The organism is Rhodococcus sp. ARC_M6, assembly GCF_022810305.1.
Lineage (GTDB): Bacteria > Actinomycetota > Actinomycetes > Mycobacteriales > Mycobacteriaceae > Rhodococcus_F.
Genome location: NZ_JALGQH010000025.1, coordinates 67,853 through 88,710, shown reverse-complemented (window position 1 = coordinate 88,710; position 20,858 = coordinate 67,853). Strand labels below are relative to the sequence as shown.

Here is a 20,858-nt window from a genome sequence, read left to right as displayed (position 1 = left end):
CACTTCACCGACAAACGTATCCATCGATTCTCCGACGCGGTTGAGGGTGTGTGCATCCATGTGGGCATGGTCTCGAGAAATCCGTCGAAACTCGAGCGGACACGCCGAGGTAACAAAGTACTACTAGGCAATGCACTGGAATTCCCGCGTGCATTGCCATCACCCTGATGTAACTGCCCGAAATCTCGGGAAACTCCCTCAACCCGAACTTCCTGAGTAAGCCAGCGAGCGCCCCTCTCAGAGCATTTTCAACCTCAGCGTCGTGCTCGAGGCCCAATTCTGCCCAGAAACTCTCCCAGTAGCGCCCCTGCTCATACGCGAGACCTGCGTGTCCCACCAAAGTCGTCAACGTCAGCGCCGGATACTTTCTAATTAGTGCAGCAGCACCATGCAACGGCAGAAATCGCACAGCGACCCGGCCGTACAGTTCTTGCGTTCTACGAATTTCATCCTCATCGAGATTCATTTCGAAGAAGAGCGCAACCCTGTCCAGCTCACGGCCGAGACGAAATTCCTCGTCATTCGCCTGATCTGCCAAATAGCTCTGATTCACCATTAACCTACCCTTTGTCCCAGTTTGTCCGACTGTGCCACAGGTCACCGACAAACCCGCCGAACCAGGCGTCACACACCTGGTCGCGCCCGGGCACTAAGTTGATACGTCAGACCGTCAATCCTCAGGAGTAATCACAGCATGACCATCGCCGAATCTCGTGAGGGCCTCAACATCGCGCCCGGTTCGATAGTTGTCGTTCGCGACGAGGAGTGGCTGGTCACCTCAGCCGAGCAGGGGTCCGACGGTTGGCTCGTCCGGGCCCGTGGTCTATCGGAGCTGGTCGCAGACACAACTGCGTCCTTCTATTCGAGTCTCGACCACATCGAGGTTATGGACCCGGCCAAGACCGAGGTTGTTGCCGACGGGTCCTCTGGATACCGGGATTCACGGCTGTGGCTCGAGGCTCTACTCCGCAAAACGCCGTTCCCCTATGGCGATCAGACACTGACCGTGTCCACTCAGATGTTGGCCGATTCGCTCGGATACCAGCGCGCCGCAGTCGCGAAGGCCCTTGATCCGCAACATATCCGTCCTCGCATCCTCATTGCGGACGCGGTGGGCCTGGGCAAGACCCTCGAAATCGGCATGATCCTCTCGGAGCTGGTTCGACGCGGCCGTGGCGAACGCATCCTCGTCGTCACGCCCAAGCATGTGCTCGAGCAGATGCAGCATGAGCTGTGGTGCCGGTTCGCATTGCCATTCGTGCGCCTAGACTCTGCGGGTATTCAGAAGGTTCGACAGAAGTTGCCGGCCACCCGTAACCCGTTCACATATTTCAAGCGCGCGATCATCTCCATCGACACTCTCAAGAGTCCCCGATACAAGGCGCATCTCGAACGCCAGCATTGGGATGCCGTGGTTATCGACGAGTCGCACAACCTCACCAATGTCGGTACGCAGAACAACGAGCTGGCTCGGGTCCTCGCGCCCAACACCGAGGCACTGATCCTCGCCTCCGCTACACCGCACAATGGCAAGGAAGAATCGTTTGCGGAGCTGCTCCGCCTTCTTGACCCCACTGCGGTCAAAGCGGATGGCACGTTCACCAAGGACGATGTTGCTTCGCTGTTGATTCGCCGCCACAGGCACCACCCGGAGGTAGCGGCAGAGGTGGGCAGCGACTGGGCCGAGCGCGCCGAACCCGTCCACAAACTGATCGCACCTTCGCCTGCGGAAGATGCTGTGGCGAGGGAACTCTCACATACATGGCTGCACCCTCAGGAAGGCCGTTCACCATACTCGGGCGAGACCAAGGCACTCTTCCCCTGGACGCTGGCAAAGGCCTTTCTCTCCTCCCCTGCTGCATTGGCAGAGTCAATCAAGCAGCGCCGCACCAAGCTTGACCCACTTGTTCCCGAGCAACGCATCGAGTTGGATGCTCTCGAAACTCTCGGCGCTCTCAACGACTCCGCTCTGAACGACTCCGCCGGCAAGTCCTCCGCGCTGGTCGCTAGGCTTTCCGAGATCGGCATCGGACCGAAATCTTCCACACGCGCCGTTGTGTTCGCCGAACGCATCGCGACCTTGCATTGGCTGCGTGAGCACCTGCCCAAGGCGCTGAAACTCAAGCCGGAAAATATCGCCATGCTGCACGGCGGGCTCTCCGACGTCGAGCAGCAGGAGATTGTGGACAGTTTCAAACTGGAGACCTCCCCGATCCGAGTGCTCATCACCGGCGATGTGGCGTCGGAAGGCGTGAACCTCCATGCCCAGTGCCACCACCTGATTCACTACGACATCCCGTGGTCGTTGATCCGGATCGAGCAGCGCAACGGCCGTATCGATCGTTACGGGCAGAAGTTCCCGCCCGTCATTTCTTCGCTTATTCTCGAGCCGTCCGATCCAGATTTCTCGGGTGACCTGCGGGTGCTCTCCCGCCTCCTCGAACGTGAAAACCAAGCACACACCACCCTCGGCGACGTTGCGTCATTGATGGGCAAACACAGTGTGGGAGAAGAAGAGTCTGCAATTCGTGACGTCCTTGCTCGACGCACCACACTCGACGAACAGGTCCGGGAAGTCGACGATGTTGCAGACGGTGACGATCTCGACGCCTTCTTCGCGCAATTCGACGCGGTAGAAGACGAGCCCACAGCATTGCCCGAATCACCGCGCCAAAGCCTCTACGCCGACGACATCACATTCCTCGACGAAGCACTCCGAGCTGCATTCCACGACGTCCCCCATGCTTCACTGGACGACGGTGGCGTCGGTTGGAAGATCCATGCCAATCATGCGATCGCCGAGCTCACCCCACCGAAAGATCTGCGCCAGCGGCTCATTCAGTTGCCACAGAACTATCTACAGCACGGTCGTGTCCTCGAACGTCTGACGCTCGCGACCTCCCACACCGTCGGCAACGCGCAGCTCCGCGCTGCAAGGGAAGGCAAGGGCGTGGCCGGCACTACCTGGCCTGAGGCACACTTCCTCGGTCCCCTTCACCCCGTGCTCGACTGGGCGAGTGATCGTGCATTGAGCGCACTGGGCCGCGGTCAGATTTTTGTCATCCGCGGCGACGTCGACGCTCCCACAGTGCTGTTGATGGGCACTTTGATGAATCGGCGAGGACAGCTGATCTCACGAGTGTTCTCCACTGCCGAATTCCCGAACCCGGACCGCCCTTCCTTCTGCCTTGTAGAACCTCGCGAGGACCTCAACTTTCTCGCAGCTGAGACGGGACTCAAACCCGGCTCTGCCAATCCCGGGCCAATCGAGAACCCCGAGAAATACCAAGCGTTGATACCCGTCGCCGTTGAAGAAGCCAGCAAAGCCATGTCGATGGTTCTAGCCGCTCAAGAGGATGCCGCAAACGAACGGCTGACGCGTTGGCGTCAGCGTGCCGACCGCTGGCACACCGGTGCAGAACAGCTCGAGCTGTTCGCGGGCCAGAAGAAGAAGGTCGACAAACTCTCTCGCCGCATTGCTGAGGAACAACGCCTCGCCGAATCCCTCGCTCCCACCCAGCAACTGGTCCGCCCACTGCTTGTCATCGTTCCCGGTAAGGACCTGTAATCATGGCCTCTTTCGATTCCATCGTCATCGGCGAAGACTGGATCAGCGAGCACTACTTCACCACCGATTCGGTGAAGGAGTCTTTCCACGGCAAAGTGATGGAGCTACGCAAGCTCTGGGACGCCGAGGCAAAGGAAGGTCGCTCGACAGTCCGTAGCGATCTGCTCGCCACCTGTGGTGAACTCCAGGTAGCTCTCGCAGGTTTGGCCGAGAATCCAGATGGCGCTCCGGAAGCACATGCACTGGTACGCACAGCCTTCGGTTACCCCGCTGGCCTGACGGACTTCACTGCCGAGCGCGCAGGATCAGACCTCGAGATCCCAGACGCACAACTCGACGGCATTGCGAGTGCGCTTTTCCTACAAGCTGTTCCAGTCGATTCAATCGAAGACCTCCTTGATCCCGCAACCGGATTGCTGCTAACCCCTGCCACCGAAGACGGCAAGCCGATCGCCTCGGCATCCAAGGCCGTCTCCGCCGCATTCCGTTCGGATACCCCACCTGCATTTGTGGTGGTGCAGGCCGGTCAATGGATGCTGCTCGCAGAGGCGGAACGCTGGGCCGAGGGTCGATACTTGGCCGTCGATCTGCTGGTTGTCACCGAACGACGTCACGAAGCTCGCGGCGGTGAAATTGACCGAGCTGCAGCTATCTTCGGCAAGCAGGCACTAGTTCCCAACGCTCACGGAAACCTTTGGTGGACTGGCATTCTCGAAGATTCGGTCAAGCACACGGTTGGCGTATCTAAGGACCTCCGTGAAGGTATCAGGCTGTCGATCGAAATCATCGCCAACGAGGTAGTGCGACGACGCACCCTGCAAGACCTCAGCCTCGACAGCATCAATGGCCAGGACCTGGCGAAGCATTCGTTGCGATTCCTGTACCGAATTCTGTTTCTTCTCTATGCAGAAGCCTCACCCGAGATGCGGGTTCTACCCACTGGCGCCGCAGAATACGAGGAAGGTTACGGACTGGATCGGTTGCGCGAGCTGACGCTCACCGAGTTGGTGTCGGCTCACGCGCGGACAGGCACGCATCTGTATCAATCGCTGGCGACGCTGTTCCGACTTGTCGACCGTGGTCATACACCCGTTGACCGAGAAGATATTCTCGACGATCCCGCACCAGGATTGCTGTTCAACCCGCTACGCGCAGATCTGTTCGATCCAAAATCCACTTCGCTGATCGACGAGGTTGGCCTCGGCAACGAAGCCACCCAACGGGTGCTCGAACACCTACTACTATCGAAGGAATCCAAGAACCGCAAGGGCCGCGACCGTGGTTTCATCAGCTATGCCGAGCTGGGCATCAACCAGTTGGGCGCGGTGTACGAGGGATTGATGTCGTACACCGGCTTCTTCGCTGAGGAAGATCTATACGAGGTCGCCAAAAACGGTGACTCGGAGAAGGGTTCGTGGGTTGTTCCCGTCGACCGCTCCGATCACCTTTCCGAATCCGACTTCGTCCGGGTGATCGACGAAACCACCGGCGAAGAAAAGCCTGTTCTACATCGCAAGGGCACCTTCGTATTTCGACTCGCGGGTCGTGAACGCCAGCAGTCGGCCTCGTACTACACGCCGGAAGTATTGACGAAGTTCGTTGTCTCACAAGCACTGGAGGAGTTGCTCGATCAGGACGGCAGCTGGACCGCTCCAGAGCAGATCCTCGAGCTGACCATCTGTGAGCCGGCCCTTGGTTCAGGCGCATTCGCGATCGAGGCAGTTCGCCAGCTCGCAGCCGAGTACCTGAAACGCCAGCAGGAGGACTTGGGCGAGCTTATCGACGCCGACAAGTATCCGATGGAGTTGCAGAAGGTGAAGGCGCACATTGCCCTTCACCAGGTATACGGTGTGGACCTCAATGCCACTGCTGTCGAGCTGGCGGAAATCTCGCTGTGGCTGGACACCATGGTGGCTGGCTTGCAAGCCCCGTGGTTCGGGCTGCACCTGCGCCGCGGCAACTCTCTCATTGGAGCCCGGCGGTCGGTGTACGCACCCAGCCTGCTGACAAAGAAGCAATGGTTGAAGACTCCCGCCAAGGACGTACCGCTCGGCGAGGAAATCGGTGCAGGCATCCATCACTTCTTGCTTCCTTCCGAAGGTTGGGGCGCGGTGATCGATACCGCCGAGGCGAAGACATACGCCCCCGCGAAGCGCGAAGAACTACGTTTGTGGCGCAACGAGATTCGTAAGTCGCCGAGCAAGGAGATCACCAAGCGGCTCGCCGCCCTTTCGAAGCGTGTCGAGACGTTGTGGGAATTCACATTGCGGCGCTTGACGATTGCCGAGTCGGAGATCCGACGCGACATCAACTTGTGGGGTTTGGAACCCGCTCGCCACACGCCCGCAGTTACGCGTGAAGACATTGAGAACGTCCTGAGCAATCCAAATGGCGCCTACCAAAGGTTGCGTCGAGTCATGGACGCGTGGTGCGCGATCTGGTCGTGGCCGCTGACTACCGATATCCAGCCGCCGGATTGGGATCAGTGGATTGGCGGGCTCGCAGCAGTTTTGGGCGTACCCCCTAAGGCAGGCAAGTTCGAGAAGTACGGTCAGACCAGCCTCGCGGGCGACATGAGTTGGCAGGAGCTCGACATTGCCGAGGACACCGATCGAACCTTCGCGCAGGCCAAGTCAATTGACGATGCTCAGGATGAATTCCCCTGGCTGATGGTCGCCGCTGCCACTGCCGATAATCAAGGATTCTTCCATTGGGAGCTCGACTTCGCGCCAGTGTTTGCAGAGGGTGGCTTCGACTTGCAGGTCGGAAACCCGCCGTGGGTGCGCCCAGACTGGGACGAGGCTGGAGTGCTGGCAGAGTCCGACCCATGGTGGCAGCTGACGGATAAACCGACGGAGGCAATCAAACGACAAAAGCGTGCGGAAACGCTCACGCTAAACGAGACGCTCGACGCATATCTGAACGAGCGGGCGGAGCAGGCGGGGCTAAAGGAACACCTCGGTTCCGGCGTCGATCGCCCTGCACTCGCCGGGTTGCAGCCCGATCTCTACCGCTGTTTCATGGAACGCACCTGGCGATCTGTCTCACGAGACGGCATCGTCGGACTGATTCACCCCGAGAGCCATTTCACTGAGCAGCGAGCGAAGGGGCTTCGACGCGAAACCTACGTTCGCCTTCGTCGCCACTGGCAGTTTCGAAATGAACATAAGCTGTTCGCCGAGATCAACGACACACGTCAATACGGCGTCCATATCTATGGATGGCCACTGGACGACGTGAAGTTCACCCAGGCCACCTGGCTCTATCATCCCGAAACAGTCGTTCGCTCACTAGTACATGACGGGTCCGGAGTCGCGCCTGGTATCAAAACTATCGATGGCAAATGGGATTCCACTGCCCACGCAAGCCGGATGGTTCACGTCACGGGCTCTGTGCTTGAGGGATGGGCTGCACTGATTGACGAGCCTGGGACACCGGCCATCGAAGCGAGGATGCTGTACCCCGTAAATCGTGAGAGCGCCCAGGCGCTGGAGAAAATCTCGACCGCATCGCGTTTGGCCGAGACTGACTTCGTATGGGCTCGTGGATGGGAAGAGGACCGTGACCGAAAGCTAGGGTACTTCGTATCCCGCTCTGCTATACCCACCAGGTGGGGCGACACAATATTGCAAGGTCCACATTTTTCAGTCGGCACGCCTCTCTTCAAACAACCCAACCCGACCGCAAAACACCAGCAGGACTACTCCGACCTCAGCCTCGACACGATCCCCGAGGACTTTGTCCCGCGAACGAACTATCAGGTCGCCAAACCCTCAGACGAGTACATCGCTGCGTACCCAACGTGGAATGATGAGCCGAGCTCCAATTTCTTCCGCCTGGCGTGGCGAGAAATGTGCGACATCGCAACCGTTCGCACACTGCATTCAGCGCTGATCCCTCCCGGCGCTACGCATGTGCATGCCGTTCACAGCTTCACCCTGCCAACCTCAACGAACGGTCTTGCAGTCATCGCGGGGGTTAGCCATTCGATCGTGGCTGACTTCCTCATCAAGGTAATCGGGAGCGGCCATGTCAAGCCGTCGACCTGGAAACAGATCCCCTTTCCGAATGGTCACCAGCTCGAACAGCAGCTTGTCCTCCGTACCCTCCGACTGAACTGCCTCGTCCGTCCATACGCTCCGCTATGGGAGGAGCTGTACGACCCGGCTTGGCAGCGAGATTCATGGGTTCCGAGTGTCGGCGTCGGCTATGCCGAACGGGCACTACTCGGTGCCATCGGCGCCGAATGGGAGTGGGCCACACCTCTGCGACGCGCCGTGGATCGCAGACAAGCACTTGTCGAGATCGACGCGATTGTCGCGGTCATGCTGGGCATCACTGCAGAGGAGCTACTGACCATCTACAGAACGCAGTTCCCGGTCTTGCAAAAGTATGAGCGCGATGCCCTCTACGACGCTACTGGCCGCCAGCTCCCCACAAAACTCGCGTCCGAGTACCGAAAGAAGGGCTCCCTCAAATCCTCCGACCTCACCATCGACGGTGTCACCTATCAAGAGCCATTCGTCGGTGTTGACCGCGAACGCGATATGGAAATCGCTCATGCGTATTTCGTTGAGTGTGCGATACCCGACTGACCAATAGTCACATCCTGCGACCTTCAAATTGATTGACATGATGGATCGTCGATCGGTACAGAAATCCTGACTCCCGAGCCCAGAATCCATCGATTGCATTCGTATGGGACACTGCTACAGAAGGGAAAATCGCTGATCTCGGACGGCGCTAGGCCAAGTCCGGGGTAGAACTAACCAATGGTGGAGAAATCCACATCTGATAGCTCACTGTGAGCTTCAGCGATTGCCAGAAATGGCAATATAATGTGCATTCGACAGCGCGTCTCTGCGCTGAAGAGTCGAGGAAACTCGATAGCGATTTTCCCTTCACCCCAAGGAGCAGGTGCGATGACAACCTCATGGTTAAGCGATCTCGAAAATCGTTCATACCGGACATACAAGGCGCGTGTGCATGCCGAAAATAGACTGCGCACGCGCGGCCATGTGTGGAATTCCGTACTGATCTCGACGACAACTGGTACAACCATCGCAGGAATTTCTCTTCTGGCTGATCCTAAAATATTCGGGAATGCAGGAGCCGCAATCTTTGCTTCAGCTTCGGTCGCCACTCTAGTTGCATCCTTGGTGATCACTGGGCGAAACTATGAAGGTCGAGCTCGAGATATGTTCGACAACTATAGAAAGATTCAGAGGCTATCAGCAACCGTAGAGCTACTCAATAAGCCTGGAGATTCCGATACAGAACCCGAATCAGTTACACGTAGCCACACTCGGGACAATAAAGGAAACATTGAACTGTCATCTTTATTTGAAAAATACCAGAACCTGCTAGATGAATCAGAAAATCATACAGTGGCCGATTCTCTCCTCTCACAGAGCGGACATAAATGCGCCAACATCAATACCGTCAGCCAGGGAGTCGTAACGTATGCACCTCTCGCAATACTGATGCTACCAATATTAATTCTAACTAAACTTACATTTTGGGCATTCTAAAGGGGGATATGAATGAGTTCAGCTCAAGAATTCAGGAAACAGACCACACTACGCAATCTAGAAGCAATTTACCGCACGTACGTGAAGAGCAATTCCGCAATCGGCCGGGATGGCAACCATCCGGCACGTCTTGGCGGCAGTTTAAATGAAGAAGTACGACAGATTCAGAAGAATATGAGAAATGGAAATTACAGATTTACTCCATTCAGACAGGTTCTGAAAATAAAAGGTGCGAGCCAAAACCCGAGAGTTATTTCAATTCCTACAGCTCGCGACAGAATTACACTTCGGGCCCTGACGAACACACTTTCCTCGTCTTTCAATCTGGAGGAATTCGAACGCCCCCAACTGAAGATAAACAGGATCTCAAATGCAATAGCTAAGAACGCCTATGAGGAATACATTCGAGTTGATATCGAAGATTTCTATCCAACAATAGATCACGAAAAATTGATTCTCGAACTACAGACTCGAATTAGGAAACATGAGATATTGAGCATACTCAGCCGCGCGGTATCGACACCCACAATTGCAAATTCTCAACCTCGATCCCAACCGATTACGAGCCAGGGCGTGCCTCAGGGCCTTTCTATATCAAACATTCTAGCTGAGATATTCATGATTCCAATTGATAAAAACTTCATGAATTTACCTGGAATGTCATACTTTCGATACGTCGACGATATTCTTATTCTGTGCCACACTGGCATGGCCGACCAGATTGAGCAAAACCTAGACAGTGAAATATCTGCACGCGGCCTGAAAGCTCACCCCAGAGGACCGGGGAAAAAATCCTCCACGGGACGTATCGTTGACCAATTCGACTACCTTGGATACGTTTTTAACGGCACAAAAATCTCGGTTCGAGGATCGAGTATACATCGAATGGAAAATTCGATTGCTCGCGTATTTACGCGGTACAAGTATGCCACAAAATCCTCAAGAGTAGGATTTACTATGGAAAGTTGGATAAGAAGATCCGGCGAAATATGCGAATGGTACCTCAATCTAGTAATTACCGGATGCATACATGAGGGACGCCGTCACGGGTGGCTCCAATACTTTTCCCAGATGGACGACATCAAAATTCTAAAGAAACTCGATCGACAAGTTAGAAAATTTGTTTCCAGCTACGACCTGTCTGCGACAGTAGTTCCGAAAAAATTCGTCAGTACATACTGGGCAATACAAAATCCCAACAGCCGACGAAGGAACATCGTTCCAAACTTTGACGAAATTGACAGAGATAACAAACAGAATATTTTGAACAGAATATTTCTAATCAAACAAGAGCGATTAAATGAAATGAACGAAATTGAAGTCAATTCTCTATTTTCAAGAAAGGTAGGCAAGGCTACCTCGGATCTAGAAAAAGACATTGGATCAGTATACCGATAGCACCAAGAAGGACGCACGAATACCAGAATCTGAGAACCATCATTCAATAAGGCCTCGAATTACCTGGGCAAGAAGTTTCACGCCATCGTGTTCACAATTCCAGTGCCATCAGAGGCTCGCCAAATATTAATCACATCCAAGGGTGAAATTTCCGCACTACCATACCCTTGAGGCGCAATACAGGCTCACGTGCGCAGTTGAAGATACATATCTATATATCCTTGACCACTCCAAGATGGTCCATTTCGACCCTATCGTTGCAATTCTCACACCTCCTCGAATCGCCAACCAGCAATGATCACATCCAACTCTTCGACATCACTCGAACTGTTTGATCGGCACCACGTAGTGCACCAGGCACATTCCTAGTAATTCCTCGATTTTCACTCTACGAATTCGGGCGGGCCATCCGACGTTCGAAGGTCTGTCGGGTACAGACCAATTCACCGCGCCGACCTCCTACGCTAGATCGTCTCGCGATTTGCCGCCATGCCACATTCGCTCCCTCTGAACCCGATACCGCCTCACAGCACACAGCAGAGTCCTCAGCCCGCTCAAAGCACTTTCAAATCGCGACCGACCCATCACACCCGCCATACGACTTACGATCCAAACCTAACCAAAATTGACTACTCACTGAGCGCTCAGTACGGTGAGTCTATGTCAAACAGTCAAGAACTACGCGAGAAGCTCAACCTCACCCAGCCCGAGGCTGCGGCGTTGGCCGGCGTCAGCTTGGCAACCTGGCGCCGATGGGAAGACGATTCGGCATCCGTCAGCGATTCGACACGCACCAAATGCGAGAAGGTGCTCAACCGTGAGCACGCAGCGATAGTTAGAGCCGAAGAGAACGCTCAACACTTCGAGCAGACATGGACGGAATCGACTGTCGTAACCCCCAGGCAAGCCTACGCACTCACCGTCGTGCTCCATGGATGGGCCGATACCGAGCTGGACCCTTGGATCGACGGCGACATGGATCAACCACTCCACGAGATGGGGCCCTTTGCCCGCATCGACCGCCGAGTGATGTTCCACGTCGGAGAAAACAAAGCGTGGGCGGCCAAGGCCTCCGAGCGATGCCGTGCAGTCGCCGAAGAGATCGAGCAGGGTGTTCTTCCCTTCAATCGGGCTGGCTGCTACTTCGACGAACTTCTGATGGCCGCCGCACTTCACGAGGTCGCAGAACTCATGGCCGACATTCCAGAGCTATTCGAAGAAATCCCTTCCCGAGTGCGGCGTGAACCAGAACCCGACGACGAGGACGAGGACGACGACCATGACTACGGTTTGAGCGACAACAACTGGAGCTCAGTGAGCGACTACTTCGACGACATGTGCCGCTGGGACGAATGGGAAGTCCCGTTCTATCCGAATCACCCACTGCTCGCGACGGTACTTGCTCTGCACCACCCATTTGCCTGGTTCAACCCCGAGGAAGGGACGGGGGCTGGATACCTTCAGCGGTTGTCTGGCCAGGTTGTCGACGGCGCCTCGATGACGGAGTAGCCCGCCGCAACTGCCGTCTCCCGAACACGAGCATCGCTAGCATCGTTCCGAACTCGCGGACACAAACCTACGGTAGCGGTTTCCACAACTAGGGCTAGGCCGCTACTGACCTGCTTCCGAGCTCGACGCACTCAGCAAACACACGACCGACAACCTGTAACCCACCAAACCGAGGAGAAGTCGACCATGGGAGCCCTACTTCCCACCCTCCAGGCCAAGCACTTGCGCGAGGGCCTCACCGACTACCTCGCGACCACGTTCGCACTCACCGACCCCGATGCGCAGGGATCATTAGGCGACTTCGTGGGTGACCCCGCGTCGGGAATGTTCAAGGGACCCTATGTTCGGCTGCGGCTCCCCTTCGCACCAGCCCGAGGGAACTGGGGAATGCACCTCGACTGGCGGCCCGACGGCTTCACCCCATACGGGCACCAAGCCAGTGCCTTCGAGCGTCTCTCCACCAAATTCCAAACTCGGCCGCAACCGACCCTCGTGACGACGGGCACCGGTTCCGGCAAGACCGAAGCATTTCTCTACCCGATCCTCGATCATGTGTTGCGCGCCAAACGATCCGGCATCACTGGCATGAAAGCGCTCATCCTCTATCCCATGAATGCACTGGCCAACGACCAGGCCGAGCGTCTCGCAGGGCTCATCGCAAATCATCCTGAGCTGTCTGGAATTTCTGCTGGCCTCTACACCGGCGAACAGTCCACCGGCGGGCGCACCAAAGTCACCGAAGATGGACTCATCACCGACCGCCGGCTGATGCACGACTCTCCCCCAGACATCCTGCTCACCAACTACAAGATGCTCGATCACCTACTCCTGCACCCAGACCGCGCATCGATATGGCGACTGTCTGCCGAAACCCTGCAGTACGTAGTCCTCGACGAGTTCCACACCTACGACGGCGCTCAGGGAACCGATGTTGCGATGCTTTTGCGCCGCCTCGGGCTCACAGTCAAAGCGCACTGGACGGACTCCTCACCCGTCACGGAAGACGACCGTGCTCGACCGCTCGGCCGGATCACACCCGTTGCCACCTCGGCAACGCTCGGGTCCAAAGCCGAACCCACCGCAATGCTCGACTTCGCACGCACAGTCTTCGGTGAAACATTCGATGCCGACGCCGTTATCGGTGAAACTCGCCTCACGGCTGCTGAATGGCTCGCTGAGCGAGACGCCTCGCTGGACCGCCTGCACCGACCAATTGCACCTGCTCTCGCCGACGCGGTCAAGAACATCTTCGACGCCGCCGAATCTTCAGGTGAGAATGCAGGCATCACCGCAGCCGTTCTGGCCGAAATGTTCGAGCGCGCTGATGATCTCGATACCGATCGCCGCCTCGGCGCAGCAGATATCCGTGCCCTCTCGGACATCGAACAGCTGAACCTGCTCAAAGCTCACCCGCTGGTGATCTCACTCCTCAACCATGCCGTCAACGCCATCTCCCTAGCTGACCTCGCCGAAAAACTGTTCCCCACCGCTGCACTCGCCGGCGATACACGACGCACCCACTCAGATCAGCAGAAGTTCCTCGACTACTTGTTCGCAGCGCTGTCTCACTTGCGAGCAGAGGTTGGTCGCGCAGGATTGAATATTGATGTGCACCTGTGGATTCGGGAGCTCTCGCGAATCGATCGAGCTGTCGCTGCCGCGACGTCGTACCGATGGTCAGATGACGGCGCCCACGAGGACGCCGACGGCATGCACCTACCTGCCGTCTATTGCCGGCACTGCGGCCGCTCAGGCTGGGGTGCCCGTATGGCTCCTACCGGTACAACCCTCGATGTCACTGACGAGTCGATCCGTGCGGACCACGCGTCCGGCGGCTCACGATTCCGCGCCTTGATCTCTGCCCCAGCTGAGGCGCTGCTCGACCCCACCACCATGGACCAGGCGGTCGAAGGATTGCGGTGGTTCCGCATTGATGACCGAGAAATCACCGATATCGCACCCGATCCCGACGGAACTGAACAACTTGAAGGCAAGGTTCTTCCCGTCCTCGTTCTCACCGGCGATGACGTTGAGGAAAATTCGAAAAAGGACATGTGCCCGGCTTGCGGCACCGCCGACGGCATTCGATTCCTCGGTAGTGCAGTAGCCACCCAACTCTCGGTAACACTGTCAAACATGTTCGGAGACAAGAACCTCAGTGCCGACGAAAAGAAGGCACTCATGTTCACCGACAGTGTGCAGGATGCCGCGCATCGCGCCGGCTTCGTGCAGGCTCGCTCCCACACACTGAGCCTGCGTTCCACTCTGCGCAGCGCTTTGAACGAACCCAGCAGCACGGGTTCCGGTGCCCTCGCTCTGGACGAGCTTTGCCGGGCAGTCGTCGCCCGAGCTGGTGAAGATCCGATACGTCGCTATCACTTGTTGGCCCCCGACATCGTCGATCATGACGACTTCACTCCGTTCTGGAAAGCCGACTCGTCCACACAAGCTCGCAAGAAGGCCACCGAAAAGGTACTCACGCGACTGCTGTTCGACATCGACCTGGAATTGGGCCTGCAGTCCCGGCTGGGACGAACCCTAGAGCTGACCGGCAGCGTCGTTGCTGAGGTCAATCTAGGATCAGTTGAGCGTCCCGTAAGACTCGGCGCAGCAGCACTGAATGCAACCGAGCACCAGATGACGATCAGCGCACCGGACTCTGCCGCAATCACTCGTTGGGTTCGCGGAACCGTCGAGCGTGTCCGAACCCGAGGCGCCATCCACCATCCGTGGCTACGCACTTACGTCGAGAAGGACGCCAACCGCCGTTGGGTGTGGGGAGCACGTCCCAAAGGCGCGGGTATGCCCGCCTTCCCGAAAGGCCGACCGGCACCTGCGTTTCCGGCCGTTGGATCACGCACTGTCCCCGAAGGATTCGATGCGATCACTGCTCCATCCTCCTGGTACGCACGGTGGGCGTCGCAATGCCTCAATGTCTCCCCCGTCGACGGCGGCTTCCTCGCCAAATCGCTATTCTCTGTACTCGCTGAGCAGCGCGTACTCTCCGCTGTCCTCACCGAGACTGGTCTGACGGCCTACGGATTGCCCCCTGCCACCGTGCAGGTAAGCGCGCCCAGTCTTCCCGATCTCGAGGGAGAGAAGCATCTGCTGGTGTGTGGGGTTTGCCAAACTCCCACGCCTGGCAGCTTGACCGTCATCGACCAGCTAGAGGGCGCGCCGTGCCTTTTGGTCCGCTGCCCTGGAACTCTTGGGCGAGCAAAGAAACTGCAGAACTTCTACCGCAAGCTCTACGACTCTTCGGAAATGAAGCGCGTAGTTGCCCGCGAGCACACCTCGCTACTTCCAACCGAAACCCGTCTGAGCTACGAAACTGCGTTCAAGCGTGGCGGCGCTGACCCACAAGCACCCAACGTCCTAGTCGCGACACCCACTCTTGAAATGGGTATCGATATCGGCGACCTCTCCACAGTCATGCTCGGATCATTGCCCCGCACAGTCACGTCGTACCTTCAGCGTGTGGGCCGAGCGGGGCGCCTCACCGGAAACTCACTGGTTCTCGCGTTTGTCAGAGGTCGCGGTGAACACCTTCCCAAACTCTTCGATCCCACATCGGTAATCCAGGGCGACGTGCGCCCGCCTGCCACGTTCCTCACCGCCGAGGAAATCCTGCAACGCCAGTACGTAGCCCACATTGTCGATCGTCTGGCACGCGATCCCAACACCGTCGCACCGCGAGACGCACGTGCCGCCCTTGGCAGTTTCGATGAGGGAAGTTGGATGGCAACACTTCTCGATTCCGCCGATGCACAGTCAGAAGTTCTTCTCGACGGATTTCTCACGCAGTTCAACGATGAGCTCGACGACGTCACCGTAAATGCACTGCGCCAGTGGGCGACTACACCCGGCGACGGCAATCCGAGCGAATTGGTGGCTGATCTTCGCGAAGCCGTTCATCGCTGGAATCGCGATCTGGTGGAACTGACAACACGCCGGGCCACCATCGAGAAGGAACTACCCGAGTTCGAGCGTCGGGCGGCCGCACCTGCATCAACCGACGATGACCAGCGCGACCTACGCACTGCCTACGGATCGATCAAACTGCTGGGTAAGCAACTGGCCGAGCTCAATTCGGTGTACTGGATCAGCGCACTCGAACGCTACGGGGTGCTACCCAACTACACGTTGCTCGATGACTCCGTAGTGCTCGATGTAGGGATCACCTGGATCGACCCCGAAACCAACAAATACATGGGCGATGCCACCAGCTATCAGCGTGGTTCCCGAGTTGCGCTCACCGAACTGGCTCCTGGCTCCACCTTCTACGCACAAGGTCTCGCCGCGAAGATCGACGCCGTCGACCTCGGTGCCGGCGAGTCCAACATCCACACCTGGCGCCTATGCCCGCAGTGCGGCTGGGCCGGGATTACCCACGCCGGAGAAGAAGCACCGACTCTGACTGCGTGTCCACGATGCCAGAACAGCGCCATCACCGACGTCAGCCAGCAGCTTCAGGTGGTGGAGTTGGCACGGGTCTCTGCCGAAATTCGTCGCGACGAGGCATCCATCAACGACGGTCGCGATGAGCGGCACAAGGAATCGTTCACTGTAGTCACCGCCGCGGACATCGATCCCGTCAACGTCGGTCGGTCCTGGTATGTGGAGGGTCGCGATTTCGGTGCGGAATATTTGCGCCGCATGGATATTCGCTGGATCAACATGGGCCGACGCACATCTCAGGGAAGTAAGCGGACAATCGCGGGACAGGAAACTGCTACTGGGCTGTTCCGAGTCTGTTCCTCGTGCGGTCAGCTCGACCGCACCGCCGGCCGCAACAACAGATATGAGCACCGCAGCTGGTGCCGCCATCGCAACTCCACTCTCGAGAGTGTCCGGGAAATCGCACTTGCCCGAACCCTCCGAACCCAGGGAGTGCTCCTACACCTACCGGCTTCGCTCGAATACGACTCGTTTGCGCATCCGAGTCTGAGCGCAGCAATTCTATTGGGCCTGCGACAGGTAATTGGCGGCTCACCTGAGCACCTCGACGTCGCCACCATCACCGACGCTCTACATGCTCCTGATCAACGCGCGCTGCTCATTCACGACACCGTTCCTGGTGGTACGGGGTATCTCGCTGAGTTTGCCGACCCTGCAAAGGTCTGGGCCGTACTGGCGGCAGCGAGGAAGCTCGTGCACGAATGTACCTGTGCTGCAGAAGATCGTCTCGCATGTCACCTATGTTTGTTGCCCTTTGCTCCCCTACATGAGTTGGACAAAGTATCCCGCAAGACAGCCGCCAAAGTGCTCGACCTACTCCTGGGCACTTCAGACGGATCTGTACCCACCCTCGAGCCATGGTTGGCGGCTGTCACCGAAGAGGCGCCGGCCGAACGGGTTGGCAGCGAGGAATCACACCTCGAGAAAGAGTTCTACGTCGCCTTCGTCGAACGCCTACGCGCGATGGGTGCCAGCGTCCGGGAAAAGCCCGGGACGTACGGTCCCTCTGCGACCATCATCATGCCGGGAACGAAGATCCGTACGTGGAAGCTGACCCCGCAGGTATTGATAGCAACATCCAAACCTGATTTCGAGCTCAGCACAAACGATTCCGAGATCCCTCGGATTGCGCTTTTTGTGGACGGCCGCAGGTTCCACGCTATGCCCGGCTGCAATCGAGTTGCCGACGACGCCACCAAGCGCGCCACTCTGCGAGCCACGGGCCATCTCGTATGGTCTTTCGGTCACGAGGATCTGCAACGTTTCAAGAACAACGAGACAGTGACGCCGTCCTGGTACACGGAAGGTGCCGCGTCAAACACCATGAAAGCGGGTAACTTACGCCCCGCACTCCTCAAGTTATTGACGGCTGACCCCGTGACGCAATTACTGGCGTTCATCACCGACCCGGATGTCGAGGCGTGGGAATCGGTGAGTCGTTCGCTTCCGCTCATGTTCGTGCGCAACAACAATCGTGTGAAAGCCGATGCCGAATCCGTAGCCGAGAACGCCTTGGCTGAGCTGAACGGTCAGCAACCATTCTCGTCACCGGGAACCGACATGTGCTGGTCCTTCACCGACGGTTCGCTGACCATCGTTGCGGCAATGCGACCAGGAACTCGCACCAGCAACGCAGTTCTCGCAGTGGACGACCGAGACGAGATGCTCGAGATTCTTGACGGGAAAGCCTGGAAAGAATGGGTCCGACTGTCCAATTGGTTGGGCATCAGTTCCAACCATCGCGTCACGACCCACAGCTTGCTCACTGCTGATACCTCAGCACCCACAGCCGCACCATCCGCAACCAGTGCGCAACTGACGCCGCAATGGCAGTCGTTGTTCGACGAGACCATCTCTGACGCGGAGAAAACACTCGTTCTGGCTTTGGCGGCCTCAGGAATTGAGTTGCCAGTGCCTGTCCTCGGATTCGAGACCGACGACGGCGATGTCCTCGACCTTGCTTGGGGCGACGCCCGAGTCGGCGTGGTACTCGACGCGGATTCAGAGGCTGCCAATACGATGACCGAACAGGGGTGGACCATGTGCCCACCCGATGCAGCACAAATTGTGAACGCATTGAAGACGAACGGGGTGCTGTAAGTGGCAAATCTGGTATTGGCAACCAACACCAAGGCGATGCCCAAGCTCGACGGGTCGATCAAGCACAAGGTGTACGACTTCTTCGAGAAGGTGCGCGCCGACGACACCACCCCTGGCCTCCACATCGAACCGATCAAAGGCGCCGTCGACTCCCGTGTTCGGACCGGCCGCGTCGATCTGCAATTCCGCGCCATCATGTTTCGCGTCGACAGCAAGGTCGGCGACACCACCTACATCTACATGGGTACGTGGCCACACGACGAAGCCAACTCCCTCGCCGAACGGTCGACGCTGCGTGTCAACCCGATCAATGGCGCCCTCGAAGGCATCATCGGTGAACTCGACGGCAATGCCGACCGCAAGAAGCGGTCCGTCGTCCATGATCCCAGCGGTCATATCGGGAAGCTCGTCGCCGAGGAGGTGAATCCGTTCCTCCTTGGTCTCGGCTTCACGTTCGACGATTTGACCGAGAAGCTCGGCCTCGATCCCGAACTCGCCACCCTTGCACTCACCGCCGCAGACGACCATGCCATTACAGCCATCGCTGCCGACGTGATCGGTTGGCAAGGCAGTGCCCTTCTCGAGCTTGCTGTGGGCACCAGCATCGAAACCATCAGGGAAAAGCACGGATTCACAGATACTCCTATCGATGACACTCTCGACGAAGACGAGCAGATTCTGGTGGCGCTCGAACATCCTGCGTCGAAGATGCAGTTCACCTTCATCGACGACAATGAGGAATTGCGACGCGTCATCGAAGGCGGCGACTTCGCCGCATGGCGAACCTTCCTGCATCCGGAACAGCGCACGTACGCAGAAAAGGACCACAACGGCGCGTTCAGGCTCTCTGGCGGAGCGGGTACCGGCAAGACCGTGGTCGCGATCCATCGCGCTCGTCACCTATCCAAGCGCAATCCGGACGCACGAATCATCCTGACCACCTACAACAAGACTCTTGCGATGGGACTCGAAGCAGACCTGCGCGCGCTCGATCCCGATGTAGTGATCGCCAAAAAGCCGGGTGACCCCGGCGTGCATGTCGCGGGCATCGACAAGCTGGGCAATGCCGTACTGAGCCAGTCAGGTGCTGTCTCGGATGCCTGCGAGTCTGTCCTCGGTTCCCGCAGCGTCGAGGTCACCAACAACCGAACCAACTCCGACAAGGCATGGCGCGAGGTGGTGCAGTCGGTCGCGAGTGGACTCGATCCGAAGCTCGCAACGCCGGCATTCCTCGAAAATGAGTATGTGGCAGTGGTTCTCGCCAACCGCGTGACAACGCTCGAGCAGTACGCAAAAGTTGCTCGACCAGGACGCGGTGTACGCCTGAGCAGGCCGCAGCGAATTGCAGTGTGGAAGTTGGTAGAGGCATACCGCCGTTACAGCCGGATGGATGGCAGCCTCAGCTTCCCAGAAATCCTGGCGCTAGCCGCCGAGCATCTCCGATCGCGAGGCGAACAAGGTAAGGGATATCTGGCGGACCATGTCATCGTGGACGAAGCCCAGGACCTCCATGCAACTCACTGGGCACTGTTGCGCGCGCTTGCCGAAGAAGGTCCCAACGACCTGTTCATCGCCGAAGACTCACATCAGAGGATCTATGGGCAACCAGTAGTGTTGTCTCGCTTCGGAATCAAGATCATCGGCCGATCACGCAGGCTGACCTTGAATTACCGGACCACTGCACAGAACCTGCACTTCGCCGTGAGCATCCTGTCCGGAGCCGACTACAAGGACTTGGAACAGGGCAACGAATCCACCGATGACTACAGATCCGCACGTCTCGGCCCCAACCCTGAACTACTCGAATGCGATTCTGCACCTGATGAACTCGACAAGGTTGCCGAGAAAGTGCGAACCTGGCTCGACGACGATGTCGATCCATCCACGATCGCGATCCTCACCCGAGGCAAAACTGACAGGACCCAGTTTGTTCGCGCACTCGGCGAGCGTGGCGTTGATGCCCGAGCTCTCGAAGACAACCCAGCCACTGCTGGACATGTGCAGGTTCTGACCATGCACCGGTCCAAGGGCATGGAATTCTCGCGTGTTCTCCTGGCTGGCATCGACGACACCCACGTTCCATCGGCCGCTACTCTCCGGACTGTCCCAGAGGAAGAACAAGCCGAGGCACTCCTGCGTGAGCGGTCCCTTCTCTACGTCGCCGCCAGTCGAGCTCGAGATGAACTCGTCGTGACGTGGAGCGGCAAACGTTCGGAACTTCTCGGCAGCACTTCCGTGTCGTAGTCCATCTGTACTGTCGCAATCCGAACACGTGGAAGGGTCACGATGCCAAG

Annotated in this window: 7 protein-coding genes; all 7 read left to right on the top strand. The window is 57.6% G+C overall.

The genetic code is table 11. The annotated features are described in order from the left end of the window. Positions 1-694: 694 nt before the first annotated feature. The 7 genes from MTX36_RS22120 (at position 695) to MTX36_RS22090 (ending at position 20,808) form a co-directional block, all read left to right on the top strand. Positions 695-3,568 (top strand): helicase-related protein, encoded by a 2,874-nt coding sequence (locus MTX36_RS22120; RefSeq protein WP_243621799.1) that lies wholly within the window; start codon positions 695-697, stop codon positions 3,566-3,568. Between the two features lie 2 nt (positions 3,569-3,570). After that, complete coding sequence (locus MTX36_RS22115; protein ID WP_243621798.1) at positions 3,571-8,163, top strand: Eco57I restriction-modification methylase domain-containing protein; 4,593 nt, start codon at positions 3,571-3,573, stop codon at positions 8,161-8,163. A 327-nt stretch (positions 8,164-8,490) separates the two neighbouring features. Further along, positions 8,491-9,099: an SLATT domain-containing protein gene (locus MTX36_RS22110; protein ID WP_243621797.1), complete on the top strand. Its 609-nt coding sequence runs from the start codon at positions 8,491-8,493 to the stop codon at positions 9,097-9,099. Positions 9,100-9,111: 12 nt separating this feature from the next. Further along, positions 9,112-10,497, top strand: coding sequence for a reverse transcriptase domain-containing protein (locus MTX36_RS22105; RefSeq protein ID WP_243621796.1), 1,386 nt, complete (start codon positions 9,112-9,114; stop codon positions 10,495-10,497). A 660-nt stretch (positions 10,498-11,157) separates the two neighbouring features. Further along, on the top strand, positions 11,158-12,006 hold the full coding sequence (locus MTX36_RS22100; protein WP_243621795.1) for a DUF1870 family protein: 849 nt from the start codon (positions 11,158-11,160) through the stop codon (positions 12,004-12,006). A 186-nt stretch (positions 12,007-12,192) separates the two neighbouring features. Beyond that, a complete protein-coding gene (locus tag MTX36_RS22095) occupies positions 12,193-18,564 on the top strand; it encodes a DEAD/DEAH box helicase (RefSeq protein ID WP_243621794.1) in 6,372 nt (2,123 codons plus the stop codon). Then, complete coding sequence (locus MTX36_RS22090) at positions 18,565-20,808, top strand: 3'-5' exonuclease (RefSeq protein WP_243621793.1); 2,244 nt, start codon at positions 18,565-18,567, stop codon at positions 20,806-20,808. It abuts the gene before it with no gap. The last annotated feature ends 50 nt before the right edge of the window (positions 20,809-20,858 follow it).